Below are 25,693 nucleotides of genomic sequence, written 5' to 3'. Positions count from 1 at the left end.
TTGTCTCCTTAAAATTTTTTCTGTGGGTGTTTTGCAACAATCTCTGGATGGTTTGCCAAGGTACTGAGACCTTTTTCTGTTAACAAATAAGCACGTTCTTGACAGTATTGTTCTAATTCTTGATCAGAAAAATGCGTTAAAACTGCTTTATCCAAATCAGCACGTTTCATCTTTGACAAACCGCTTATCCCTTTGTCCTTAAGCCAAGCTTTTAATTGAGCAATCGGCTGATGGCGCAGGGCATCTCTTGCCCCTTCAATAAAGACATAGCCCTCTTCAATTAACCAAACCAGGTCATGTTCAGCATCAATCCCATAGGTCGTTGCAAAGTATTTGTGAGGTTGGCTAGTGGTTAGGTAGCTCCCAAACTGAATACGCCAGAGCAAAATGACATGCCCAGGCAATAGCCCTTCAGTTGTTCGCTCCATCTGACGCTTGGCAATCGGCTTAGCTAAAATTTCATCCAGATACTGGTCTGGAACACGTGGGTATTCGGCATGATTTGCATAAATGGTCGTTATTGTTGTCATTTAACTATTATACCATATCTCTTGTCAATCGTCATCTAGTAAAACAGTGGTAGTGTAGCGAGTTTTCCTTGCGATAGGACAATTATCCTAACAGAAATATTAGCACAGGGTAATCAATCACTAGAGTAGTGGAAGCGCAATGTCACTAAAAAGATGCTAATTACCACAATTATATCTGCGGCAATTAGCATCTTTCATCTTACTTTTTATGTGCATTAGATGAGAAAGAGGTTTTTACCCTATTCTCATTTGTTGGACATTACTTATCACCTTTATTCCGAATCACAAAACCAGTTTGCTTTTCACTGGAAGTACGGTGAGGGCGCTTGTTGTCTTTTTTTACGACATCACGCTGGTTTCTATTGGACCTGCGCTTAAAGTCTCTACGGTCACCATCGCGGTCATCCCGGCGACGGTCGCCACGATAGCCTCCACGACGGTCGCGACCAGCTCTATCGTCACGGTCTGAACGTCCTCGACTCCCTTTTCCTTTGGATTGACCAGGGGCAAACTTGAAAGGCAATGGTTTTTCTTGAGCAATTTCCACCTTAGGCATGGTATCTGGGTTTGGTACGGTGAGAGTGAGGATGTATTGCGCCAACTCCTCTGGGCTAAACTCGGTAGCCAACTTGATGGCATCAGCCTTGAACTTGTCAAATTCCGCACGGATAGCTTCATCGGCGAAATCACGCTCAATTTTCTTAAGCGCTACTCGCTTGGTTGCCTTGAAGGCCTCTTCTGCTGTCGCAGGCTTCATGCCCTTCATGCGCTTTTTGGTTAAATTTTCGATAATGGCCAGATAGCCCATCTCATTTGGTGAGACAAAGGTAATAGACTGACCAGATTTGCCCGCACGACCTGTCCGACCGATACGGTGCACATAACTCTCTGGGTCTTGCGGAATATCATAGTTGTAGACGTGGGTCACGCCAGAAATGTCCAAGCCACGGGCAGCAACGTCTGTTGCAACCAAAATATCCAAGGTATCATTTTTGAAATCACGAAGAACACGTAGGCGTTTGCCCTGATCAAGATCCCCATGAATCCCTTCAGCGCGGTAGCCACGAAGCTTGAGCCCTCGAGTCAACTCATCAACACGGCGTTTGGTTCGACCAAAGACGATGGCCAATTCTGGCTGCTCCACATCCATAAGGCGGGTCATGGTATCAAACTTTTCATGCTCCCGTACGCGGATATAGTACTGGTCAATCAGCTCTGTCGTTAACTCCTTAGCCGCAATTTTAACGTGTTCAGGTTCTTTCATAAACTGGACACCGATGCGCTTAATCGGGTCAGGCATGGTCGCTGAAAACAGCAAGGTTTGACGGGTTTCAGGCGTGCGACTGATGATGGCTTCGATATCATCAAGGAAGCCCATATTGAGCATCTCATCAGCCTCATCCAAAATCAAAGTCTCAATCCCATCTAGTTTCAAAGCTTTACGTTTGATTAAATCAAGCAGGCGACCTGGTGTTCCAACAACTACGTGGGCACCTGATTTGAGGGCCTTGATTTGCTTTTCAATGCTAGATCCGCCATAAACAGAGCGAACTTTGACGCCCTTATCCCGACCGAAGCGGAAAAGCTCTTCCTGACTCTGCACCGCCAATTCACGGGTCGGCGCGATAACTAAGGCCTGTACCGCAGGATTCGTCGTATCAATCTTATCAAGGGTCGGCAAGCCAAAAGCGGCGGTCTTTCCTGTTCCCGTCTGGGCTTGACCAATCACATCCTTACCAGCTAAAGCTAGTGGGATAGTCAGCTCCTGAATCGGCGACGGGGTGGTAAAGCCTGCTGTCTCCACAGCAGATAAAATCTCTGAGGACAGAGCAAGTTCATTAAAATTCATGTTATCTTCTTTCTAAAAAGGCAGTGCGAAGCTGCCTTATCACGCTTTTCTATATCGTTGAACAAACAACCTAACTAGTATAACACAAAATTCACAATTAAGGTGAGATTAACTTTGAAAGTTCACATAACACGTTTTCATTGTTGCAAACAGCTGCTTTTAAGCCGTTAGCATCGTAGATAACCGTCTCCTAAGCGTTTAACAACGGAAACGTCACATCTTTACTGACTTAATTTCAATAAGCTATTTTTAACGACTAAGAAATCATCTTAAAATGCTTTCATGCAATTGATTGACAAATAGCAAAAGGATCTGGTTCTATTAGCATAGTTCCAAATCCTTTCGACAACATGTCCCTCAAGGTCTAGGGATACTTCATGTTTTTAATACCCTGGTCGGAAAGCGTCCAGAATGGTTTTAAATTCCTCGTTGGTGAAGGTGATGCCCTTGCCCATCTTGGTGTGGTCTTCGTTCCACATCCGGATATCAAATTTAGGCTCAGCCCCGTTAAAGCTCACTCGGTTGAGCTCCTTACTCCATCCTTTATCGTTGGTCGATAGGACAAGCAATCTCTCTGTAATCTCAAATGTAAATTCTGACATGGTCAGCCTCCTTAAAATAGTTTGGAAATCTCTTCCTAATAAGTTATTCGAAAACTCTTGTAAAAAAATGATAGATTTTTTAACTTTTTTATGATTTTTTTACCTAGATGCCAAGTAATTCTCGGGCTTGCTGTCTAGCTGTTTCTGTGACGTTTTCCCCAGCTAGCATTTTTGCAATTTCTTCCACCCGTTCATCTGTTGTCAAGAGGCGAACTGTGGACACGGTGCTCTTTTCATCGCTTTGCTTTTCAATGAAGAATTGATAATCTGCGATAGCGATAACTTGTGGTAAATGAGAAATGGCTAGAACCTGACCGTGGCTGCCAATTTTATAAATTTTTTGTGCAATAGCTTGACCAACACGACCAGAAACACCCGTATCCACCTCGTCAAAAACAATAGCTGTTTTATCTTCACGTCTAGCAAAAGCAGACTTAACAGCCAGCATCAACCGAGACAATTCGCCTCCTGAAGCCACCTTGACTAAAGGCTTAAATTCTTCACCTGGGTTGGTTGAAATGTAGAACTCGACAGTCTCATTTCCCTCACGGCTAAATTTTGAGCTGGTGAAACGAACCTGAAAACGCGCCTTTTCCATGTAAAGGTCTTTTAACTCTTGATGAATATCTTCTTCTAACTGTTCAGCAAGCTGGTGTCTAGCTGTAGAGAGCTCTTTCACTTGATTGACAAGGTCACGTTCAATGATTTTCAGTTCCTTTTCCAAATCTTCAAACGAAAAATCATCTCCTGTTAAGAGCGCATATTCTTTGCTAATTTGCTCAAAATAAACCAAAACATCATCAACTGTGCCGCCATATTTTTTTGTCATGCTATGAATCACGTCAAGACGATTCTCGACCATCATCAAGCGCTCACCATCAAACTCCAAATCATCAATGGTAGCACCTAAACGCCTAGTAATCTCCTCTAAACCATAGTAACTCTCAGTAAGTTGTTGGGACAATTCCTGATAGGTTGCATCATAGTCTTCAATGGTCTGGAGGTCATTCATGGCTGAACGAATATTGGACAGGCTGGAAAAATCCTCGTTATCTAGTAAGGCATAGACATTAACCAGCGTATCTGCGATGGTTTTATGGTTCAGCAAGCGTTCCCGCTCCGCTAGCAAGTCTTGGTCTTCACCAGATTTTAGTTCGGCTGCTTCTAACTCTGCAAGCTGGAACTCCAACATCTCGATTCGCGCCCGATGCTCCTGTTGATTTTTTTTGATCGTCAGTAAATGCTTGCGCTTTTTGCGATAACTGTCAAAGCTTGCCTGATACGCTTTTTTCAAGTTCCAAAATGCTTGCTCACCAAAGCTATCTAATAACCTGATATGGTGTTGAGGACGCATCAGCTCTTCTTGATCATGTTGACCATGAATATCAACCAAATGTTCACCAATAGCTTTCAAGGTTGATAAATTGACCAACTGACCATTAACACGACTGACTGATCGCCCATTGGCAGAAATCTCTCGGCGAATAATCAACTCCTCAGTTGGCTCAATCCCGTTATCCGTCAGCAGCTGGGTCAAAGAACTGCTATAATTGACAGAAAATAACCCTTCGATTTCTGCTTTTAGTTGACCGTGGCGAACCACATCGTGACTGGCGCGACTACCCAGCATCATGTTCATGGCATCAATGATAATTGATTTGCCGGCACCTGTTTCACCAGTCAGGACCGTCATCCCCTTATCAAAGGTCAGGCGAATCGCTTCAATAATCGCAAAATTTTTAATCGCAATTTCCTGTAGCATCAGTTCTCCTTCTGAGTTTGTCGTTCACAATCGGTAAGATTGGTTGGGTTAGTTTAATGATCGCTGCTCTCGCGTTTAAAGGTATCATGAGCATTTTGAACAACTCTTACAATTTTTTCTAGCACTAATGATTGAGGAGCAGGAGATTTTTCGAGGTGAGCTAAAAATTCAATATTGCCTTGACCTCCTTGAATAGGAGAGAAATCAAGGTTCAGAACTGAAAAACCTAACTGGACTGACCTGTCTACCACCTCACGTATGACCCGTTCATGGACAGCCTGATCTTTAACAATACCATTTTTCCCAATAAATTCTCGCCCAGCCTCAAATTGCGGTTTGATTAAGGCTACTACTTGCCCATCATCAGCTAAAATCTCATGTAAGGCTGGCAGTATCAGGGCTAAGGAAATAAAGCTCACATCAATCGATGCCACTGTCGGCTGACCATGTGTAAAATCTGCCAAGCTGGCGTAGCGAAAATTGTATTGTTCCATGGATAGGACACGTGGGTCTTGTCGCAACTTCCAAGCCAGTTGATTAGTACCGACATCAACAGCATAAACGGACTTTGCACCCGCCTGTAGCATAACGTCTGTAAACCCACCTGTTGAAGCCCCAATATCAAGACCAATTTGGTCAAAAACAGATAATCCAAAAGCAGACAGCGCCTTCTCCAGCTTTAGCCCACCACGACTAACATACTTCAAGCGCTCGCCTTTTAATTTGAGTTCCGTTACTTCATCAATCTTCTCACCAGGTTTGTCATAGCGTTGCCCGTTCATCACAGCAACCACTAGACCAGCCATCACGCCACGTTTGGCCTGCTCCCTTGTCTCAAAAAGCCCTTGCTTATAGGCAAGCACGTCAACACGTTCTTTAGCCATGAAGTCGCAACCTTTCTATCATGTCTCGGACTTTTCTTAAGTCCATATCCTCGTCTCGCTCTAGTTTTTGGAAAATAGCTAGCGCTTGATCCAAACAATCATTGAGAAGGTCATAGGACTCATTTAGACCTAACAGTCTTGGATAAGTTGATTTTTGAGCTGATAAGTCTTTTTGTGGTGTCTTTCCTAACTCTTCAAAGCTAGCTGTCACGTCCAAAATATCATCACGAACTTGGAAAGCTAAACCAACCAGTTCGCCTGCTAAACGCAAATCAGCGATTGATAAACTGTCCAGCTCAGCGATTATCCCAGCGGCAAGGAAGGGAAAAGCAAGCAACTTGCCCGTCTTGTTGGCATGAATCGTTTTTAGTTCAGTGACTGTCAACTGACGACCTTCTCCCATCATATCGAGCATCTGACCACCCACCATACCATAGGTGCCAGCAGCTTCCGACAGCTCAGCGATTAAGTTTAGTCGTACTTGAGCTGGCAACTCAGCCCTAGCAATCAGACCAAACGGGTCTAAAAACAAGCTATCACCTGCTAAAATCGCTGTAGCGTCGTCGAACTGCTTATGGTTGGTCAAGCGACCACGACGGTAGTCATCGTTATCCATGGCAGGCAAATCATCGTGAATCAAACTACCTGTATGAATCATTTCAAGACCAGCAGCCACCTGATAATGGGCATCTGTCAACAACACGCCGAAACCTTCTAACAGTTGCAAGAGCAAGACAGGGCGAAGACGTTTACCACCGCTATCGATAGAATAGTAAATAGCCTCGTTAAGGCGTTTGGCTACTGGCCATTGATCATAGTAAGCGGCTAAGGCTTTGGTGATGCCATCAATATGCTTCATCTTAATCTAAATCCTTTTCACTGCCGTCAGCTTGCATCACCTTAACCAGCGTTTGCTCCGCCTCAGCTAGCGTTTGCTGTAGGGTTTTCGATAGTCCAATTCCTTTTTGGAACTCACTCAGCGCCTCTTCTAAGGGAACGTCACCATTTTCCAAGCGGTTGACTATCGCCTCTAAGGCCTGCAAATTTTCTTCAAATGTTGGTTTCTTTGACATTTTTAACCTCCACGTCTAATTGCCCATCTTGTAGTGTAATGGTCAGCTCATCACCAGCCTTAATACCTTGCACTGATGGTGTGATGATGTCTTCTTTTTGGATGAGGGCAAAGCCTCGTTTCAAGATACGATCCGTATCTAGAGACAGAAGCCTTGTCTCATATTGCTCAACATCAGCTTGGCAAACTGCAATCTGATGTTTCATGTGTTGAACTAGTCGGTGCTGATAACTGAGCACTTGCTCAGCTCTTCGTTCAACTGTTCCTGCCAGGTCTTGACTCAACAAACGCTGGTGCAGTAGCTGGCGAGAAGCACCTACGTCCATCACTCGCCCTTTAAAATGATGTGTTAAGGTCGTCAGCAACTTGTCCAAACGCTGTAAATAGCTATCATAAAGTCGCTCAGGCTGGCGAAAAATCACCGACTGATTCAGCTTTGCCACACGCTCCTGTTGATAAGTCAAACGCCGTTGCATGGCCTGATATAGTCGTAATTGCCTGTCCTTGACAAAAGCGACGACATCAGCCTTGGTCACAGGCGTGGCCAGCTCAGCAGCAGCTGTCGGTGTTGCTGCACGCTTGTCCGCCACAAAATCTGCTAAAGTGGTATCCGTTTCATGACCGACACTGGAGATAATGGGTAGGCGAGATTCAAAAATAGCTTCGACGACCATTTCTTCGTTAAAAGCCCATAAGTCTTCAATTGAGCCACCGCCTCGCCCAACAATCAACAAATCAAGGTCAGTGCGCTGATTTGCTAAGCGGATGTTCGTTGCGACTTCATGAGCAGCCCCATCCCCTTGAACTTTAGTCGGAAATAGTAAAATCTCAACACCTGGGAAACGGCGACTAACTGTGGTGATGATGTCCTTAATCACTGCCCCACTGGGGCTTGTAATAACACCGATTTTGCTGACAAACTGAGGCAGAACTTGTTTATGGCGGTCATCAAAATAGCCTGCTTCTCCCAGCCGCTTTTTTAACTGTTCAAAAGCAATAGCTAGGGCACCAATGCCATCGGGCTCGGCTTTTTCGATGACAATAGAGTAACTACCGCCAGGTTCATAAAGTTGGATACGACCAACAACATTGAGCTTCATGCCTTCTTCTAGAGCGAAACCCAGTGATTTATAAATACCAGCCCACATGGTGGCTTGAATCACAGCCTTGTCATCTTTTAGGGAAAAATACTGGTGAGTTGGCCGTCTACGAAAGTTAGACACTTGACCAGTCAAATAAACCCGTTCCAAGTAAGGATCACGGTCAAACTTTAGTTTTAAATACTTGGTTAAGTCGCTAACCGATAAATAGTTCACCAGAACACCTCCCAATTGATACTTTTTATTATAGCATAAAAACCTGCATTCTAACGGATATTTGCTAGACTTGTTTGCCGTTTAGCCCGAACGCTCATCAGTTCTCTTTGCCAATATTTGGTAAGAACGCTTGCGGATAAGGACTAAAATCAAGTTCAAGTCAAAGCACATCAGTTGTGAATACAGGCTCTGAGTAGATGGTCAATCGTCGAAAGATTATCTAATCTGATCAAATTTTAGATGGACACTAATTAAATCGCCATAGCCATTACGCTCCAAATCGCGTTGCAAACGATAAGAGATATAGTGCTCTGCGATATTGAGGTAGCCAGCTTCTAAAAGGCGATATTCAACCATTGATTGAATCATCGAAATTGTTGGACGCTCAACCTGTGCCTCATGCAAATCAATGACGACTTTCTTAGTTACTTCAGCCAAATTTTCACGCCAAGTATCATCAATCACATAGACTGTTCGTGCGGCTTTAATGATGGCTTGATAAATCTTATCTGGGTCAAAGTCAGCTAACTGACCATTTCGTTTAATAATTTGCATCGCAAACCTCCTTGAAAATATTAAAAGCGTTTTCTTTCTTCTATTATCTAATAAAGTGACTGCTTTTGTCAAGGGTTTTCTTTGAAATTTTCAATTCTTCCAATCAAAGTGAAAATGGACTGACCACTATCAAGCACTCGGTCACTAGACCAGTTCATGAGCAGTCAGATTACCAACAAATTGGCGGTCAATGTCATCCAGATAGGACGGTTGGACACTCTTGACAAATTTCAGAGCCTTGAGCTCTGTCATCACGGTCTCGATGTCATCTGCTGGTACATAGATGAGGACATAGCGACATTTCTTAGAATGGTAGTGAAAATCACCGTACTTATTAAGTTTTCGACTATCACGATTATAATAAAGATGGACAAAAAGTCCCACGCGGCTCGGTGTTTCCATAAGCCCTCCTCTTGGTTATACTTTCTTCTATGATAACATGGCAGAGCTATCTAAGCAACCAAAAAACTGAGATGATATCACCTCAGTGTAATCAGCTCTGCTATTGCCAAACTCTTGGTAATCAAAGCCACGTGCAACCATATCATCGATAGAGCCTACATCGACCACGTTGGTGTAGCCCTTTTCTTCCAAAAGGCTTTTGGCTTCTTTAGACTTAATCCCTAAGCGGCAGTGCACATAGATTGGCTGCTCCTTGTCCTCTGGCAAGTCAGTTGTCGCTAAATCCTCCAAGGGAGCGCTCTGACTACCCTTGATGTGCCCAGCTGCATAGGCAGATGCTGGACGAACATCTAATAACAGTGCACCTTTTTCAATAGCAGAAAAAATATCTGTTGTCATCTCTAAACTCCTTTCATGACTATTTTATAATTTTTTTGACCAGATGTGTTATTTTTGTCCTGAATTCATGCAAAATATAAGGTTTTGTGCTATACTGGTCTTATGAAAATTTTAAAAACCATCAACGCTGTTGCTAGTGAAAACACCTACTTTCTCACTAACGATCAGGCTGTCTTGGTCATTGACCCAGGTAGTGATAGCCAAAAAATTATAGACACTTTGACCAATATTGACAAACCTGTTGCAGCCATTCTCTTAACCCATACCCATTATGACCACATCATGAGCGTGGACATTATCCGCGAAAAATTTAACCATCCGCCTGTTTATGTGTCAGAACATGAGGCCAGCTGGCTCTATACGCCTGTTGCTAATCTTTCTGGATTAGCACGCCATGATGATATGGCCGATGTGGTCATCCAGCCAGCAGAGAAAATCTTCGTGCTTCACCAAACCTATCAACTGGCGGGGTTTGAGTTTACTGTGCGACCAACTCCAGGGCATTCTATCGGAGGTGTCTCTTTTGTCTTTGACCAAGACGAAATAGTCATCACGGGTGATGCTCTCTTCAAGGGGACTATCGGACGAACAGACTTGCCAACCAGCGATCATCAAGCGCTCCTGACAGGGATTCGCGAACAGCTCTTTACCCTGCCTGACCACTATACGGTCTACCCTGGGCACGGCATGAACACGACGATAGGAAATGAAAAACGGTTCAACCCTTATTTTTCTTAAACCCAAACCCGTACTAACCATCTAAAATCGCTTAACCATCAACCTAAACTATTGATCACAAAGAGGTCCTATCGAAAATTATACGTTTCGATAGGACCTCTTTTGACGATTTAATCATCTACCCATTCAATCTTCTCTGCTAGAAATTGAAAAGCTTCTGGGACAACTGGTGCTTCTTGAGGCACTTCTTCTGCTGGCTGGTCGTTGGACCGATGCTGTCTAGCAAACTCTGTCCGAAGCAGCTGGAAATCAGCCTTGGTCACCGCCATAATATTTGGCGAGAACCCAGCTGCTTGACTCATGATATTGCCAAAAATAGTGTTCAGATCGCCTCGCTTCATGACCTGCTCGGCACTAAAGGCCGTTTCAAATGCTAGGAGCGCATTTTCTGCGTTGGCTAAAACAGGTTCAGAACCAAGCAATAAGGCCCTGTCCTGCGGTGAAATGCTGTCTAAAATCTCATTCCAGGCCCCCTTAAGGGCATCCAGATAGGCGCGTGACTGCTGAGCTTCCTGCACAGTCTCTGCCATAATCTCCAAAACCTTGCGTTTGTCCAGCTTGTAGGCATTTTTGATTGGTGCTGCTTTCTTTTGGGAAATAGCAGAGCTACTTGGTTGTTGCTGGAGACTAGCTAGTAAGGTCTTGAGCTCTGTGAGTTGATGCTTCAAGCTGCTAAGCTGTTGAGCCACATCATCAGGCAGAGTTGTTTCCTGTGCTGGATTTGCCAATTTGATGGTCATCATTTCAGCGTATAATTTGGGATGACTGCCTGATTTTATCTCGGACAAGCTCCTCGTCACAATGTCAATCATGGTAAAGAGCTGCTCTGCAGGTAAGGCAAGGTGAGCCTGATCTCCTAATCCATCAACCTCACCACCATGCTGAGCGATTAAGAGGTCTCGCATGTAGGTCAGCAAATCAGTCGCAAAGCGACCCATGCTCTTCCCACTATCAAAGATGGTCTGCAAATGCGTCAGGGCAGACAAGCTATCCTGCTCTGCTATGGCACCAAAATAAGCCGATAAAGCGGTCAAGGCAATCGTTCCTGTGATGTCCTCTACAACACTTGTCGTTAGCTGGGTTCCATCTGATAAACTAAGCGCCTGATCAAGGATAGATAAGGCGTCACGCATCCCACCTTGTGCCTGCTTGGCAATAATAGCTAAAGCTTGTTCGTCATAGGTGATTTGTTCTTGGTCGAGGACATGGGCTAGATGCTCTCGGATAGCCGCAGGCTTGATGCTCTTGAACTCAAAGCGCTGGACACGCGACAGGATTGTTGCTGGAATCTTGTGAAGTTCCGTGGTCGCAAGGATAAAGACCACATTATCTGTCGGCTCTTCTAGGGTCTTGAGCAAGGCATTAAATGCCCCTGTCGAGAGCATGTGCACCTCGTCGATGATGTAAACCTTATACTTAGCTCGGCTGGGGGCATAGGTCGACTTGTCTCTGATGTCACGGATTTCATCGACCCCATTGTTAGAAGCCGCATCGATTTCAATGACATCTTCTAAGGCCCCTCTAGTAATATCTTGACAGAGGTCGCAGGCATTACAAGGTTCACCGTCCACCTGATTGGGACAGTTCATGGCCTTGGCAAAAATCTTGGCAGCGGAGGTTTTACCTGTTCCTCTAGGACCTGAAAAGAGGTAGGCATGGCTAATCTTGCCCGTCGCCACTGCCTGCTTGAGGGTCTTGGCGATAACTTCTTGACCAACCATCTCGTCAAAGGTTTGGCTACGGTATTTGCGGTATAGGGCTTGATACATTAGTCAGCTCCAAACATGTCAAAATTAAAGCGGGTCTTGGTTAATAGCAGAGCCACAAACTGCTCTAGGTAGTTTTGGTCAACGTCATCGTAGTCACCGATGACATGACTATCCAAATCCAGCACCCCGATGAGCTGACCATTTTTAACCATCGGCACGACGATTTCAGACATGGCCGCTGAATCACAAGCGATGTAATTAGCATGCTCCTTGACATTTGGTACAATCAGGGTCTCACGTTTATCAGCAGACTCACCGCAGACTCCTTTCCCTAGAGCGATATGAACACAAGACACCTTGCCTTGGAAAGGACCTAAAATCAATTCTTGCCCATCAAACAGGTAAAAACCTGTAAAAACGGAGTTCGGTAAGGTCTGATTGATTAGGGCTGAAGCGTTTGAAAGATTAGCTAAAGCGTTGGTTTCTTGAGCAAACAGCGCCTCAGCTTGTGCCAGCATAAGCTGGTAATTAGCAATTTTTTGAGATTTTTCCATAAAACCATTATAACAAAAAAAGAGACGATTGCCCACAACCAAGCAATCGTTTTAAAAATAGCGGAAAACAAGATAAAAAGTGCCTATACTTAAGACGATACCTAACCACCAAGCCAAATGGAAATACCATTTTTTTGTTTTATGGTGACAGAGCAGAGCAGCCACATAAGCACCTGTACCACCGTAGATAGATGTTATGGTCAACAGCGTTTTTTCAGACACGCGCCATTCTCCTCTGATGGCACGGTACTTGTCCCAAATATAAACTAAACCGACCGCTATGTTCCAAACTAGCCATAGCATGGTTAACCATTGACGAAAAGTTATTAGTTCCATAAGGTCGTCACCACAGTCAGAATTCCAGAACAAGCAATCAGCCAATAAGTGGCTTGCCGCAAATGATTAGAGTTTAATCGCTCGTTAAGACGATGGGCAATCTGCAAGCCTCCTGTCATGGCTAAGAGACCCAGAACGATAAAAGGCAGGTGAGACGAATCCAGAATGCCTTGTTGCAACCGAAGCACTAAATTGACTGCGCTAACCAGTACAAAAGATAACTGCAAGGTCGCGAGATATTCTTCACGACTTTTAGAAAAGGCTAGGTACAGCACAACCATCAGCGGACCACCAATCCCAAAAAAACCATCACTCAGACCAGATAGCCCACCCACAATGACCTTCGTCATCAGGTTAGGTGTTATGACAAGATTATCCTTAACCAGCAAAAAATAAAGAGCCAACACGATTAAAAAGACACCGAAAGCTAGTTTTAGACTAGTCGTATTAAGCCTTGGTGCCATCTGGATAGCGGTCAAACTCGCCATGAGATAAACGGCGACAATCACCCAGATATTGCTCCAATTAACATGCTGTCGATAACGATAGAAAATCATCCCACAAATCCAAATAGCAATCGCACCAGAGACCCCAGCTGCTTCTGGCAAAGGCAAGAGATAGGGCAAAACAAGCATACTGATAACACCTGCTCCAAAACCTGTCGTTCCTTGAACAATCCCCCCGATAAAGGCTGCCAAGGCAAATAACATATAGGGCATAACCCCTCCTTTCTACACACGTTTTCTATCATACACTATTTTTTAATTTCCTTCTACTCAGAAAACTTATTGAACAAGAGTTAGTTTTCAACACAATTAAATCATTCTTGACGACATTACTATCGGGTGATAAAATGATGGTAAAATATTGTTAAAACTAACCATTCCGGACGTTTCGATGACTGTTTGGGAATTAGCCGTCAAAAACTCCCTGATATTGCTATACTTAGAACATCACTGGCCAGTGGTAACAATAACAATTTTTAAGGAGAATTTGTTAGATGAAAACTCAAGCAATGACACCATTAACTCAAAAAGAATTACTCAACATTAGCGGTGGAGTTGCGGTTATTGACCCATTTGCCTGTGGCGGAGGTAGTCGCGTCATGTCACCTGATAGTTATGAGGAAAAAATCAAATGGAGAACTCCCTAATGGCACCATCTTCTGACATCAAACAACACCTCAAGCGATTGGGTTATCCAATCTTGATGGTCATCCTATATCGTTGCTATGAGTACGTCGTTATCTTATACAGAAAAAATAGTTTTGGCATCACAAATGTCTCTATCGTTAACTTTTTTGCCACGCTAATCCTACTGGCAAGCTATGTTTTTATCCTCAAACATTTTCAAAAAGAGCTTTTCCATCATTGGCGCGTGACCAAACAGCAGGTGATGATAGCTCTCTTGCTCTTTGTCTGTGCTCAGTTACTCCGTCTCCCTATAAAATCACTGATAAACTATGGTGGAACAAGTAGTTTTCAGAAAGAATTGAGTTTTTTGAGTTTCGTCCCCTTGGCACAAGTCTTGCTCATTTTAGATTATAATGTTATCGGCCCTATCCTAGAAGAGCTCATCTGTCGTGCCGGTTTTATGGATGCTTATTTCAAAAACTCACGCTATTACCTCGATGTCTTATTGTCAGCTTCTTTCTTTTCAGCCTTCCATTTTATCGGCTATTCATGGTCGTGGACAGCCTTTATCTTTTATCTGATACCTGGTCTAGCCCTATCTATGGCTTATCGCTACAGTAAGAACATCTACGTCCCTATCGTGATGCATATTGCTTGGAATAGTCTTGCTGATCTTTGGGCTTTGATTAGCTGAGTATTTTTCCTCAACAAAAGAGCAACCCTCTGACCTTTGTCAGAGGGTTGTGTTTATCGTCCATTAAAGTTCTTCATGGTGCGTTTAATATCCCTGTCCTGGTCACGACGCTTGATGGACTCACGCTTGTCGTAGTCGTGTTTCCCTTTGGCCAAACCGATTAAGAGCTTGGCAAAGCCATCCTTGAGATAGACCTTGAGCGGTACGATGGTCATGCCTGTGCCCTTGACCTCCTGCTCCAGCTTCGCGATTTCCTTGCGCTTGAGGAGGAGCTTGCGGGTACGCTCAGGGTCGGTATTCCAGATATTGCCCTGCTCAAAGGGGCTGATATGCACATTGACCAGCCAAGCCTCCCCTCGCTTGATCTGCACATAGCCATCCTTGAGCTGGATCCGCGCCGCACGGACACTCTTAATCTCCGTCCCTGTCAGCACCAACCCTGCCTCATAGGTCTCTACAATCGTGTAATCATGCCGCGCCTTCTTATTTTGCGCGACGACGTTTCCCTGCCCCTTTGCCATGCTTTGCTCCTTTCTTAGCCTTGTCCTTGAGCTTTTTGCCCTTCTTCTGCTCTCTTTCTTTTTGGGAAATGACAGCCTTACCTGACCGCAGGTGATGAGACTTGCTGTCACTTCCCTTGTCCTCGTGACGCTTTTTATGCTGCCGTCTAGCACGGCTAGTTCTGTCTGACTTCGCTGGCTTTTCCCTAACATCTAGGTCGCTCGGCAGGTAGTCAAAGTCAATATCACCCGTCTCCTTGTCCGCCCTGGTCAGTTTGACCTTGATGGGCTGACCAACACGGAAGACCACACCAGATTTTTCCCCATGAAGACTGAGCGTCCGTTCGTTGTAATGATAATATTCTGGGAGATTGGTCACATGAATCAGACCCTCGATGGTGTTTGGCAACTCGACAAAGAGACCAAATTTGACCACGCTGGAGATGATGCCTTCAAAGTCTTCACCCACATGTTTTTCCATGTACTCAGCTTTCTTCATGGCTTCAACCACTCGCTCCGCATCGATGGCGCGACGCTCTAAAGCCGATGATTGGCTGGCAATCTCAGGAATGATTTGCTCAAAATGCTCCACTTGCTCAGCCGTCAAATGACCGTACTCTCTGATTAACCGATGCACCAAGAGGTCAGGGTAACGGCGAATGGGGCTGGTAAAGTGGGTGTAAAAGGCTGCTGCCAACCCATAATGACCGTGATTGTGCGCCGAGTACCTCGCCTGCTGCATAGAGCGCAACAGCATCATGGATAACACATCACTGCCTGGCTGACCCTCGATATGTTTCATAACATCTTGCAGGGCTTCTTGCGAAATCTTGCTGGCCGTTCCTCGAACCCGAACCCCAAAAAGGCTAGCATAGTCGATGAATTTCTGTAACTTTTCTGCCTTTGGCTCCTCGTGAATCCGATAGATGAAGGGCAGGTTGATCTTGTTGAAGTGCTGGGCCACGCATTCGTTAGCTGCAAGCATGAAGGACTCAATCAAGCGCTCAGCAACCCCACGTTCCCTGACAACAACATCAAGAGGCAGACCCTTTTCGTCAACGAGAATCTTACTCTCTCTGGTATCAAAGTTGAGACTACCCCGACGCTCCCTCATCTGCTCGAGAATCCTGTGTAGCTCTGCCATGTCCCTAACCGCCTCAGCAATCAAGTGATACTGTTCCAACAGAGCCTCATCGCCCGCCAACATGCCATTAACGTCGGTGTAGGTCATGCGGTAGGTGGTCTTGATGACTGACTGGCAGATTTGGTAATCAACCACGCGCCCCTGACGGTCAATCTCCATGATGGCCGACTGGGTTAGACGGTCCACCTGCGGGTTGAGGGAGCAAATGCCGTTAGACAGGCGTTCTGGTAGCATAGGCACCACTCGGTCAGTCACATAGACTGATGTCCCCCGCTTGAGGGCCTCCTTGTCCAGCTCGGACCCTTCAGTCACATAATAGGACACATCAGCGATGTGAACCCCCAGCTCGAAGTTGCCGTTGTCCAACCGCTTGATGTGAACAGCATCGTCCAAGTCCTTGGCATCCGCGCCATCGATGGTAAAAGTCAGTTCCTGACGCAAATCGACCCGACCAACATAGTCCTTCTCTTGCGGTACATCAGACACAGCATCGGCCTCTGCCAGTGCAACTGCTGGGAACTCGGACACAATATCCATGCTCTCTAGCACCTCTAGGACATCAATCCCAACATCCCCCTCGTGACCGATAATGTCACGAATGCTCGCTACAAAATAATCATTTTGGCGACTAGGATAAGTCTCAATATCAACCTTGACAACCTCTGTTCCTTCAAGCACCAGCGAGGTTGGCTTGAGGTAAATCCGTTGCTGGATTTTCTGGTTTTTACTGGTCATGTAGCCGATGTAGTCTGGCTGTTGAGTGTCAAGTATCACCTTGCCAACAACAGTTGTGAGCGCACGCTTGACCACCTTGACCACACGGGCTTCAGCAGCCGTGCCTTTTAGGCGGTCGCCGACTTTGGTGATGGCAACCTCAACGGTATCACCATCCAAGGCATGGCCGACATCATTACGACCGACAAAAAGATCATTTTCTGCCTCATCGACACTAACAAAACCAAAACCTGCCTTATTGGCACGGAAAATTCCTGTGAGGGTGATGTCCTGTCTCTGTGGTTTCTTAGTGTTTAGGGCAATGTTCCCTTGGTCATCGAAGGTAAGTAGCCTTTGACTTTCTAGTTTGGAAATGGTCTTGACCAGGTCACGAAAGCCTGCCGAGGTCGCCATATCGAGACCTTCAGCGAGCTGATGGACACTGGACTTGCCATGCTCCTGTAAATAAGTTAGTAATTGTTCTTTCATTTCCTTTAATCCTTATGTTTGATATCATGTATCCTTTTTTCACAGACCACACCGTCTGATTGTTCTGTCAGGGGAGGTTTAAACCAGTAGAGGACATCGCTCTGCTATTTTCAAAGCAATAAAAGAGCTTGGGACAACCGTCACAAGCTCACTTGACTATTTACTTGATAAAATAGCTAGCACTAAGGCAATGGCCATCCAGAAAAAGACCAAAACTCCCGTGAAACGTTGCATAAATGCTTCAAATCCACGTGCCTTTGTCCGCTCAAAGAGAGCTTCTGAACCACTGCTATCGAAAACGTTGCTGCTTGGGTTTTTCTGCGGTTGCATAAAAATTGCGACCACTAAGAGCCCAGATAAAACAAGTAAAATGGTGAGTAAAATGCTATACATCTCGTGTGTCCTCCACTATCATCTTGACCATTCTAACACATTTTCACTTAACATTCAAGATGTAAGGTCACTTTTCTCTCTTTGGGACAGTATTTTGTCACTTGAATTTTTTCTGGATGAGTGGTTTTATTTTTACTGGTCAGGTAATTTTTACTGCCGCACTGGCTACACTTGAGATGGATTTTTATGCGCATGGCTGCTACACTTCCTTCTGACTAGAATAAATGCGTTTCTCATTATACCACAATCCTTCAGTTAAATCACCTGCTGTAGGATCTCCGCTAAGAGAAGATAGCCTGCTTCGCTGAGATGTAGTCCATCTTTTGTTAAATCAGGGGCAAGTTGACCAGCTTCATTCAGGAAAGAGTGGTAAGTGTTCACTAACTCCACACCCGCTAGGTCATCTGCTAAGGTAGCATAGCCTTTATTCAGGTCTTGGATTGCCTGATTTGTCCGATTATCCACGGTATGATGATAGACCTTATCTTCATTCACTGGTAAAACTTCAAGCAGATAGACTGTCGCTAATGGGTAATCCGCCCTAATCTGACCAATCATCTCCCGAACGTTAGCAAGCGTTTTTTCACGTGGCAAATCATAGCCAATATCGTTAGTCCCAATCAAAAGTACCACTTGACGAACTGCTGAGCCAAACACATGAACTGCTAGGTGGTCCAGAAGGTGCTGGCTGGTTGAGGCTGCGCTACCACGATTAGCCCAAGCACGCTTGATGTCCATCAAACGCTCAATGGGGAACCATTCGGTGATGGAATCCCCGATAAAAATCAATTCAGGATAAACCAAGGTTTGATGGTTAAGGCGACGATAATCTTGCCGCTTCTTGTCACGTATTTTCTCGTAGTATTGATCCATTTTTGGGGTAATCACTGCGTCACTCCTTTATTAATAGTCGATCATCAATCAGAAAAATAGCCAGAATGCCAACAGCATAGGCGACTAAATCCCAAAAGCGGAAGCCTTGTCCTAAAAACAAATGCCCTAGTGTCGTCTGCCTGATAGCAACAAGCCAGTCCCACGTCAACAGTTGGGACCATTCCACCACAAAACTAGTGACTAGCGCTATAATAGCTGTTGTTCGACGACTGGTTGACATCAAAATCAGCCGATAACCCAAATAAACAGCAATAGCCCACAGGGCATCACCTAGTTCTGCCGGAAAAACCACTAGCTTTCTGGATGATAAGCCTAGAAAAATAGTCAGGATTAAGAGATAGAAGTAACTTTTTCTGTTAATGAGCATAGCCTATTATACCATAAAACCACCAACTTCTCAGTCAGTGGTCATTTTTTTAGAAATTAAAGACATCGTTCAAGTTCTCAGCCATCGTTGGATGAGTGAAGAGTTGGTTCTTGATGTAGGTGTAAGGAATCTTATTGTCAATCGCCATGGTGATAAGGTTAATAATCTCCTGAGACCCAGCTCCAAAGAGGGTCGCTCCCAGGATAAGCTTGGTCTTTTTGTCCACGACGACCTTGTAAATACCACGGAGATCGTTGTTGACATGGGCACGTGGCATGTTCGCAACTGGCAATTCATTAGCGATGACCTCGTAGCCTGCAGCAATAGCCTCTTTTTCGGTCAGCCCAACACGAGACAGGGCTGGTTCGATAAAGACAGTCGTCGGTACCTGACCGCGATCACTACGTTTGTAGTCACCGTTGCCGGTCAGTTTGCCAAAGACGATACGGAAATCATCTAACGAGGTGTAGGTAAACTGAAGACCTCCATTGACATCGCCGACAGCGTAGATGTCTTTAATCGTTGTCTCGCAGTAGTCATCTACCTTAATGGCCCCACGCTCAGTCAGTTCGATGGCGGTGTTCTCAAGACCCAAATCCTCAGTAGCTGGCTTGCGACCTGTAGCATAGAGAACAGCATCAAAAGCATAGTCTTGCCCATCTGCAGTTACAAGGACAGCCGCTCCACTATTTTTCACCCCAGAAATCGAGACACCGAGTTTGAAGCTAACGCCGTCTTCCTCTAGGTAGCTCTTAGCCAACTTAGCGACCACTTCCTCATCGCGACCGAGAATGGTCGGTGCGGCATCAAAAACAGTCACTTGGCTGCCTAGTTTGCTGTAAAGGCTAGCGAACTCGAGACCGATGTTGCCACCTCCAATGATGCCCAAACGCTCAGGGCGCTCAGTCAACTGCTGGATACCTGTGCTGTCATAAACACCAGCGGTATCTAAAAGCCCATGAATCGGCAGGACATTGGATTTGGCTCCTGTATTGATCACAATGATATCCGCCGTTAACTGCTCCTTGTCCTCACCAGCCGTCAGCTCCACGGTCTTGTTTGCAACAAAGCGGGCACGGGCATTATAGAGATCAACACCTGCGCCTTTAAGAACAGCCTCGTTCTTGTTACGCAGACGGGTCACAACAGTTTCTTTTTGGGACATGGCTTGCGCAAAATCCCAGTTCTTCTCAGCTGCCACAATCAAGGTCTTGGTTGGGATACAGCCGATGTTAATGCAGGTCCCACCGTACATAGCCGAATTTTCCTCGACCAGAGCCACCTTTTTGCCAGCTGCTGACAGTTTGCCAGCCAGAGTCTTACCAGCCTTACCAAAGCCGATAACCAATAAATCGTAATGGGTCATAAGACGCCTCCTTTTTCTTCTGCTCCTTCTATTCTAGCAAAAAAGACCGAACACGTCTGATTTTCGCTACGGTAGCGAACAAGATGAGCAAAAATCAGCAACAAGTCTGTACCGAAGCAGTTGTTAACTAAAATAACAGAGTAGTGCGTGACAAAAACTTTGGTTCATTCTGAAAGATGTCACCACTACCATTTTGACTATTAATTGTCAACGATTTTTATTTGTCAAAACCTGCTTTTGCAACCAGACAATATCATGCCATCGGTTAAACTTGTAGCCAACTTCCTTAAAATGTGCGACCTGTTCATAACCACGTTTTAGATGAAAAGCAATGGAAGGCTCGTTAGGTAGAGCAATGCAAGCCAGAAAATTGACAATACCCATTGCAACAAGCTGGCGCTCAAGCTCATCGTAAAGCGCTTTGCCAATGCCGTGATGGCGCACAGTCTGGTCAACATAAACCGACAGCTCAACCGTCCAATCATAGGCTGCTCGATTCTTATAGGAACTAGCGTAGGCATAGCCAAGCAAAGCACCGTCAGTACCTTCAGCGACGAGATAGGGAAATTGCTGACTGATGGTATGGATTCGCTGGGCGAAATCGTCAGTGCTAGGCACCTCAATCTCAAAGGTGATTGCTGTATCTGTCACATAAGGGGCGTAAATGGCGACAAGCGCTGCCGCGTCCGCAGGGGTTGCAGGTCTAATCTTCATGGTCTCATTATACCACAAGGAGAGCAAAATAGCTTTTCTGACAGTGATCGTGCAGGTGTTACATCTGTTACATCGTTATATGGCTTGATAGAAAAGATTTAACGAGAAAAATGAAGAAGATAAAAAGGAAACAGCGGACAACTACTACAACTATCTCTAAACTAATTCATTAGTAGGACAAGCGAAGGCTCTGATGAAGCTCTCCCCAGATACTGGTGAGCTTTTTTTGTAGCAGTTGTAGCCGGTCTGTCAGGTCTGATGGCTTTGCTAATCTTTTCAACCATATAAAAACCCCGCCACAAGGACGAGGTTTAAGCGCTTATTTTGCCTGACGCAAAGCACCGTAAAGGATACCTGAGACAATAGCTCCAATGAGGATAAAGGCGATGTAGAGCACTGGGTTGCTGGTAAGAGCAATCACGAAGATACCACCGTGTGGCGCCATGAGCTTGATACCAGACAGACCGACCAAGGCACCCGCCAGAGCAGAACCCGCTACAAAGCTAGGAATCGCACGCGCTGGGTCAGCTGCACCGAACGGAATCGCTCCTTCCGTGATGAAGGACAGCCCCATCACAATATTGGTCAAACCAGAGTTACGCTCTTCAGCAGTGAACTTGTTTTTGTAAAGGAGAGTGGCAACAAAGACCGCAAGTGGTGGCACCATACCGCCAGCCATAACCGCTGCCATCGCTACAGAACCACCGTTGGCCACAGTCGCTGCCAAAGTTCCTGTACCAAAGACGTAGGCCGCCTTGTTGACTGGACCACCCATATCGACTGCCATCATGCCCCCAAGGACAAGACCGAGGAGAATAGCAGAGCTGCCTTCAAGACCTGACAAGAAGCTGTTCATGCCTTCGTTAATTGCTGCCATAGGGATATTAACAAAGTACATGAGGAAACCAGTAATCAAGACACCAAGAAGTGGGTAGAGAAGGATTGACTTGATCCCCTCCAGAGATTTTGGCAAGTTTGCCAAGGCTTTCTTAAGACCAAGGACAACCGCACCAGCCAAGAAACCACCGACAAGGGCACCGAGGAAACCTGATGATACCGCTGCTGGTACAGCACCTTCTGCTGCTGCACCAAATTCAATCTTACCGATAGCCAGACCGTCTTTAGCGATGGCACCCGCCACGAAACCAGCAACTAGACCTGGTTTTTCAGCAATAGAGTAAGCAATATAACCAGCGAGAAGTGGCAACATGAAGCCGAAGGCTGCCCCACCGATTTTCATGAACATGGCTGCTAATTCATTATAAGAACCAAGACTACCCAGACTATCCTGTGGCACACCAAGAGCACCGTCGATCAAGAAGGCCAAGGCGATGATGATGCCGCCACCGATAACAAATGGGAGCATTTGAGACACCCCGCTCATGAGGTGCTTGTAGAAGGCACCACCAAGGCTAGTTGGTGCAGCGCTCGCCTGTGTTTGTGAACCATTAGCTGCCACGTAAGTGTCCGCCTTTCCATCTAAGATGATAGTGATGAGTTCTTCTGTTTTCTTGATACCGTCTGCGACTGGACGTTGTACCAGTGGTTTACCGTTAAAGCGGTCCATCTCCACTGCCTTATCTGCTGCGATGATAACCCCTTTGGCATTTGCAATGTCCTCAGCAGTCAAGCGGTTATCGACACCTGAGGCACCGTTGGTTTCTACCTTGATCCCAACACCCATCTCAGCCGCTACTTTTTTAAGAGCCTCTTCTGCCATATAGGTGTGGGCAATCCCAGTGGTACAAGCTGTGACCGCTACGATAAAGTCTTGACTAGCTGGGGCTGGGTTGTCAGCTGGAGCTGTCGCAGCGGCTTCTTCTGCGTTGAAAGCTGCCACTACCTCTTCTGCTGAGCCTGCTTGACGGAGTTTTGCCGCAAAGCCCTCTTTCAATAGGTACTTAGACAGGTCTGCAAGAGCTGCCAAGTGGGTATCGTTTGCCCCTTCTGGCGCTGCAATCATGAAGAACAAGTCCGTTGGCTGACCGTCCAGCGATGCATAGTCCACACCCTTGTTTGACTTAGCAAAGAGGACAGTCGCCTCCTTAACTGCAGCATTTTTGCTGTGGGGCATGGCAATCCCATCACCGAGGCCCGTTGTCATCTGCGCCTCACGGTTCATGATCCCTGTTTTAAAGGTGTCTGCATCTGTCACCACACCTTGTTCCACCAATTTCGCAATCATCTCATCGATGGCTGCTTCTTTTGTTGTTGCTTGCAAGTCCAGCAACATGACATTTTTGTTCAGTAAATCCTGAAGTTTCATCGTGTTTCTACCTCTACTTCTTGATAAGTTTCTGCGATAAAGTTAATGTCAGCCAAATCATCTGAGAAGGCTGTGGCCGTGCCACAGGCGACACCCCATTTGAGGGCTTCAACTGGGTCACCAGTCTCAACCAGCTTCCCTGTAAAACCAGCCACCATGGAGTCTCCTGCACCGACCGAGTTTTTCACCACACCCTTGATCGGCTTGGCGAAATAAGCCGCTTCTGGCGTCACGAGCAGCGCACCGTCGCCTGCCATGGACACAATCACATTTTGAGCACCCTTGGCCAAAATCTCACGGGCATAGCGCTCAACATCGTCCAGACCATTGAGTTCTACCCCAAAAATAGCTTCCAGCTCATGATTGTTTGGCTTGACAAGCAACGGCTGATGGGCCAAGCTGTCCAGCAAGGTCTGTCCTTCAAAGTCACAGACCACCTGTGCACCGGTCTCACGCACCAGCGGAATCAAGTGATTATAGACCTGATTGCCCAGACTGGCTGGTGCAGATCCTGCAAAAACAACCACATCCTCAGCCGTCAACTTACCAAGCTGGCTTTCCAGCTCTGCCATCTTGTCCGCAGAAATGACAGGCCCCGCCCCGTTGATTTCCGTCTCCGTGTCGGCCTTAATCTTGACGTTGATACGGGTGTCCTCCGCCACTGTGACAAACTGGTGAGCGATGCCCTCAGCGGTCAAGCCATCACGGATAAAAGCACCCGTAAAGCCACCGACAAAGCCTGTCGCCTTACTCTCTATGCCTAAGCGATGGAGAATGCGGCTGACGTTAATGCCCTTGCCACCGACATACTTATCGTCGCTGGTCATGCGGTTGACACTGCCTGTCTCCAGGCTGTCCAGCCGAACGATAAAGTCGATGGAAGGGTTGAGTGTTACCGTATAAATCATAGGTCAATCACCCTCGTTTCTGTTTTTAGTCGTGTAAGGATTGCCTTATCGGTCGTCGTCGTCAGGATTGTCACTGCCGTCACGGGTGCCACCTTGACAAAGGAAACCTCGCCCAATTTTGAGCTGTCCGCCAAAATATAGGTCTGGCGGCTGTTGGCAATAATGGCGGACTTGACCGCTGCCTCCGCCATATCTGGCGTGGTCAGATAGCCATTGTCAATGCCATTCATCCCTAGAAAGGCTTTGTCAAAGTTCAGTCCTTGGATTTGGGTCAATGCCAGAGGGCCGATAGAAGCATCCGTTGAAGACTTGATGTCCCCACCGATGATGATGGTCCTTATGCCCCGATCCACCAGCTTAACCGCATGGTGAATCGAGTTAGTCACTACCGTCACCTGCTGATTTAGCTCTTCGACCAGCAAGTCTGTCGTCGTCCCAGCATCGATAAAAATCACATCTCCATCCGCTACCAAGGTCTTGGCATAGCGGGCAAGACGCTGCTTATCTTGCACGTTTTTGACAGATTTTTGCTGATTGGTCAGCTCTTCCTGTAAGGTCTGGATTTTCTCCGCCCCACCGTGAATCCGACGAAGCTTGCCTTCCAGCTCCAGTTCATCCAAATCCCTGCGAACAGTAGACTCAGAGGTCGCTAGCAAATCAACCAAGCTCTCCAAACTCACCACCCCATCCTGAGCAATTTTCTCAGCAATCAGGCGCTTTCGTTCTGATTTTAAGATGAGCTCCACCTCCTTTGCAATCGTTTACGCTATTAGTTTACCATATTTTCTGCCAATGTCAAGCAATATCTCCCAAAAACTTTCAAATTAGCAATAAAAAAAGAAACAAGCCCACGACTTGTTTCTCTAATCAGCCCATTAACAATTTAATCTCCTATGATGCTGATCCCATCCTTGCCATCTGTCTCAATCATCTCAACCAAGACTTCTTCGGTGCTTGATGTCGGCAGGTTCTTACCCACATAGTCCGCCCGAATGGGCAATTCCCGATGACCACGATCAACCAAGACTGCTAAGCCAACACGGGCAGGTCGCCCTAGACTGACTAGCTTATCGATGGCCGCCCGAATCGTCCGCCCAGTGTAGAGCACATCGTCAACCAAAATCACATCGCGAGCCGTCACATCAACGGACACCACGCTAGTATCCTCTGTCACCTTGATATCGTCCCTAAACGGCTTGGTGTCCAACTCAATCACTGGCAGCTCCAACCCTTCTAGACTCAAAATCCGCTCCTGCATTCGTCTTGCGATATGAACACCTCGGGTCTTAATACCAGCCAGCACCACCTTATCCAGCTCCTTGTTGCGCTCGATAATCTCATAGGTCATCCGCGTGATGGCCCGCTGCATGGTTACGCCATCAACGATTTCTTTACTTTTCATC

The 25,693-nt window shown here is 46.0% G+C and carries 30 protein-coding genes; 3 read left to right on the top strand and 27 right to left on the bottom strand.

The window, feature by feature from the left end:
* Window positions 1-8 precede the first annotated feature (8 nt).
* The 11 genes from A3GW_RS0105355 to A3GW_RS10870 all read right to left on the bottom strand — a co-directional run bounded on the left by A3GW_RS0105355 (window position 9) and on the right by A3GW_RS10870 (window position 9,371).
* The gene (locus A3GW_RS0105355; protein WP_018368275.1) at window positions 9-530 is read right to left on the bottom strand and encodes a hypothetical protein; all 522 of its coding nucleotides are present in this window, start codon (window positions 528-530) and stop codon (window positions 9-11) included.
* A gap of 259 nt (window positions 531-789) precedes the next feature.
* Window positions 790-2,379, bottom strand: coding sequence for a degradosome RNA helicase CshA (gene cshA, locus A3GW_RS0105350; RefSeq protein ID WP_018368274.1), 1,590 nt, complete (start codon window positions 2,377-2,379; stop codon window positions 790-792).
* A gap of 383 nt (window positions 2,380-2,762) precedes the next feature.
* Window positions 2,763-2,981, bottom strand: coding sequence for a YdbC family protein (locus tag A3GW_RS0105345; RefSeq protein ID WP_018368273.1), 219 nt, complete (start codon window positions 2,979-2,981; stop codon window positions 2,763-2,765).
* A 103-nt stretch (window positions 2,982-3,084) separates the two neighbouring features.
* The gene (gene recN / locus A3GW_RS0105340) at window positions 3,085-4,743 is read right to left on the bottom strand and encodes a DNA repair protein RecN (protein ID WP_018368272.1); all 1,659 of its coding nucleotides are present in this window, start codon (window positions 4,741-4,743) and stop codon (window positions 3,085-3,087) included.
* Window positions 4,744-4,796: 53 nt separating this feature from the next.
* The gene (locus tag A3GW_RS0105335) at window positions 4,797-5,627 is read right to left on the bottom strand and encodes a TlyA family RNA methyltransferase (RefSeq protein ID WP_018368271.1); all 831 of its coding nucleotides are present in this window, start codon (window positions 5,625-5,627) and stop codon (window positions 4,797-4,799) included.
* Window positions 5,620-6,486: a polyprenyl synthetase family protein gene (locus A3GW_RS0105330; RefSeq protein WP_018368270.1), complete on the bottom strand. Its 867-nt coding sequence runs from the start codon at window positions 6,484-6,486 to the stop codon at window positions 5,620-5,622. Before A3GW_RS0105330 ends, A3GW_RS0105335 begins: the two co-directional genes overlap by 8 nt.
* 1 nt (window position 6,487) lies before the next feature.
* Window positions 6,488-6,700, bottom strand: coding sequence for an exodeoxyribonuclease VII small subunit (locus A3GW_RS0105325; RefSeq protein ID WP_018368269.1), 213 nt, complete (start codon window positions 6,698-6,700; stop codon window positions 6,488-6,490).
* Entirely contained in the window at window positions 6,678-8,018 is a 1,341-nt protein-coding gene (xseA, locus tag A3GW_RS0105320) for an exodeoxyribonuclease VII large subunit (RefSeq protein ID WP_026216610.1), read from the bottom strand. The genes A3GW_RS0105325 and xseA overlap by 23 nt, the downstream gene beginning before the upstream one ends.
* A 213-nt stretch (window positions 8,019-8,231) precedes the next feature.
* Complete coding sequence (locus A3GW_RS0105315; RefSeq protein ID WP_018368267.1) at window positions 8,232-8,570, bottom strand: ATP cone domain-containing protein; 339 nt, start codon at window positions 8,568-8,570, stop codon at window positions 8,232-8,234.
* A 144-nt stretch (window positions 8,571-8,714) separates the two neighbouring features.
* Window positions 8,715-8,972, bottom strand: coding sequence for a DUF2129 domain-containing protein (locus tag A3GW_RS0105310; protein ID WP_018368266.1), 258 nt, complete (start codon window positions 8,970-8,972; stop codon window positions 8,715-8,717).
* 27 nt (window positions 8,973-8,999) lie between these two features.
* The gene (locus tag A3GW_RS10870; RefSeq protein WP_018368265.1) at window positions 9,000-9,371 is read right to left on the bottom strand and encodes a rhodanese-like domain-containing protein; all 372 of its coding nucleotides are present in this window, start codon (window positions 9,369-9,371) and stop codon (window positions 9,000-9,002) included.
* Between the two features lie 102 nt (window positions 9,372-9,473).
* Here A3GW_RS10870 and A3GW_RS0105300 point away from each other — a divergent pair, with 102 nt between their 5' ends.
* Window positions 9,474-10,109, top strand: coding sequence for an MBL fold metallo-hydrolase (locus A3GW_RS0105300; protein WP_018368264.1), 636 nt, complete (start codon window positions 9,474-9,476; stop codon window positions 10,107-10,109).
* A 110-nt stretch (window positions 10,110-10,219) separates the two neighbouring features.
* Here the strand turns inward: A3GW_RS0105300 and dnaX are convergent, their stop codons facing one another.
* Genes dnaX through A3GW_RS0105280 form a run of 4 tightly spaced genes read right to left on the bottom strand, consistent with a single transcriptional unit; the run spans window position 10,220 to window position 13,427 of the window.
* On the bottom strand, window positions 10,220-11,878 hold the full coding sequence (gene dnaX / locus A3GW_RS0105295) for a DNA polymerase III subunit gamma/tau (protein WP_018368263.1): 1,659 nt from the start codon (window positions 11,876-11,878) through the stop codon (window positions 10,220-10,222).
* Window positions 11,878-12,372, bottom strand: a complete 495-nt coding sequence (locus A3GW_RS0105290) for a GAF domain-containing protein (protein WP_018368262.1) — start codon at window positions 12,370-12,372, stop codon at window positions 11,878-11,880. The genes dnaX and A3GW_RS0105290 overlap by 1 nt, the downstream gene beginning before the upstream one ends.
* Before the next feature lie 51 nt (window positions 12,373-12,423).
* Window positions 12,424-12,708 (bottom strand): DUF1294 domain-containing protein, encoded by a 285-nt coding sequence (locus A3GW_RS0105285; protein WP_018368261.1) that lies wholly within the window; start codon window positions 12,706-12,708, stop codon window positions 12,424-12,426.
* Window positions 12,699-13,427 (bottom strand): sulfite exporter TauE/SafE family protein, encoded by a 729-nt coding sequence (locus A3GW_RS0105280; protein ID WP_018368260.1) that lies wholly within the window; start codon window positions 13,425-13,427, stop codon window positions 12,699-12,701. The genes A3GW_RS0105285 and A3GW_RS0105280 overlap by 10 nt, the downstream gene beginning before the upstream one ends.
* Before the next feature lie 281 nt (window positions 13,428-13,708).
* On the opposite strand from A3GW_RS0105280, the gene A3GW_RS11825 reads away from it, so the two are divergent.
* Window positions 13,709-13,861, top strand: coding sequence for a hypothetical protein (locus A3GW_RS11825; RefSeq protein WP_018368259.1), 153 nt, complete (start codon window positions 13,709-13,711; stop codon window positions 13,859-13,861).
* Window positions 13,861-14,535, top strand: coding sequence for a CPBP family intramembrane glutamic endopeptidase (locus A3GW_RS11235; protein WP_018368258.1), 675 nt, complete (start codon window positions 13,861-13,863; stop codon window positions 14,533-14,535). Before A3GW_RS11825 ends, A3GW_RS11235 begins: the two co-directional genes overlap by 1 nt.
* A gap of 53 nt (window positions 14,536-14,588) precedes the next feature.
* Here A3GW_RS11235 and smpB read toward each other — a convergent pair whose 3' ends face one another.
* From smpB to pyrR, 12 genes are all read right to left on the bottom strand, one after another.
* Window positions 14,589-15,056 (bottom strand): SsrA-binding protein SmpB, encoded by a 468-nt coding sequence (gene smpB / locus A3GW_RS0105265; RefSeq protein ID WP_018368257.1) that lies wholly within the window; start codon window positions 15,054-15,056, stop codon window positions 14,589-14,591.
* Entirely contained in the window at window positions 15,019-17,382 is a 2,364-nt protein-coding gene (gene rnr / locus A3GW_RS0105260) for a ribonuclease R (RefSeq protein WP_018368256.1), read from the bottom strand. Before rnr ends, smpB begins: the two co-directional genes overlap by 38 nt.
* Window positions 17,383-17,538: 156 nt before the next feature.
* Window positions 17,539-17,775 carry a preprotein translocase subunit SecG gene (gene secG / locus A3GW_RS0105255; RefSeq protein WP_018368255.1) on the bottom strand — a complete coding sequence of 79 codons (237 nt, stop codon included), beginning with the start codon at window positions 17,773-17,775 and terminating at the stop codon, window positions 17,539-17,541.
* Between the two features lie 47 nt (window positions 17,776-17,822).
* On the bottom strand, window positions 17,823-17,969 hold the full coding sequence (rpmG, locus tag A3GW_RS11465; protein ID WP_083907116.1) for a 50S ribosomal protein L33: 147 nt from the start codon (window positions 17,967-17,969) through the stop codon (window positions 17,823-17,825).
* Between the two features lie 61 nt (window positions 17,970-18,030).
* Window positions 18,031-18,663: a GDSL-type esterase/lipase family protein gene (locus A3GW_RS0105250; RefSeq protein ID WP_018368254.1), complete on the bottom strand. Its 633-nt coding sequence runs from the start codon at window positions 18,661-18,663 to the stop codon at window positions 18,031-18,033.
* Window positions 18,664-18,667: 4 nt separating this feature from the next.
* Window positions 18,668-19,036 carry a ribosomal maturation YjgA family protein gene (locus tag A3GW_RS0105245; protein WP_018368253.1) on the bottom strand — a complete coding sequence of 123 codons (369 nt, stop codon included), beginning with the start codon at window positions 19,034-19,036 and terminating at the stop codon, window positions 18,668-18,670.
* Window positions 19,037-19,085: 49 nt separating this feature from the next.
* The gene (locus tag A3GW_RS0105240; protein ID WP_018368252.1) at window positions 19,086-20,402 is read right to left on the bottom strand and encodes an FAD-containing oxidoreductase; all 1,317 of its coding nucleotides are present in this window, start codon (window positions 20,400-20,402) and stop codon (window positions 19,086-19,088) included.
* A gap of 207 nt (window positions 20,403-20,609) precedes the next feature.
* Entirely contained in the window at window positions 20,610-21,116 is a 507-nt protein-coding gene (locus tag A3GW_RS10860; protein WP_018368251.1) for a GNAT family N-acetyltransferase, read from the bottom strand.
* Between the two features lie 319 nt (window positions 21,117-21,435).
* Complete coding sequence (locus tag A3GW_RS0105230) at window positions 21,436-23,382, bottom strand: PTS fructose transporter subunit IIABC (protein ID WP_018368250.1); 1,947 nt, start codon at window positions 23,380-23,382, stop codon at window positions 21,436-21,438.
* The gene (pfkB, locus tag A3GW_RS0105225) at window positions 23,379-24,290 is read right to left on the bottom strand and encodes a 1-phosphofructokinase (RefSeq protein ID WP_018368249.1); all 912 of its coding nucleotides are present in this window, start codon (window positions 24,288-24,290) and stop codon (window positions 23,379-23,381) included. The genes A3GW_RS0105230 and pfkB overlap by 4 nt, the downstream gene beginning before the upstream one ends.
* A complete protein-coding gene (locus A3GW_RS0105220) occupies window positions 24,287-25,027 on the bottom strand; it encodes a DeoR/GlpR family DNA-binding transcription regulator (protein ID WP_026216608.1) in 741 nt (246 codons plus the stop codon). The genes pfkB and A3GW_RS0105220 overlap by 4 nt, the downstream gene beginning before the upstream one ends.
* Window positions 25,028-25,173: 146 nt before the next feature.
* Complete coding sequence (gene pyrR / locus A3GW_RS0105215) at window positions 25,174-25,692, bottom strand: bifunctional pyr operon transcriptional regulator/uracil phosphoribosyltransferase PyrR (RefSeq protein WP_018368247.1); 519 nt, start codon at window positions 25,690-25,692, stop codon at window positions 25,174-25,176.
* Window position 25,693 lies beyond the last annotated feature (1 nt).

This window comes from Streptococcus entericus DSM 14446, assembly GCF_000380025.1.
GTDB classification, from domain to species: domain Bacteria; phylum Bacillota; class Bacilli; order Lactobacillales; family Streptococcaceae; genus Streptococcus; species Streptococcus entericus.
Note: the sequence above shows the minus strand (reverse complement) of the source record. Positions and strands in the feature narration are given on the sequence as shown.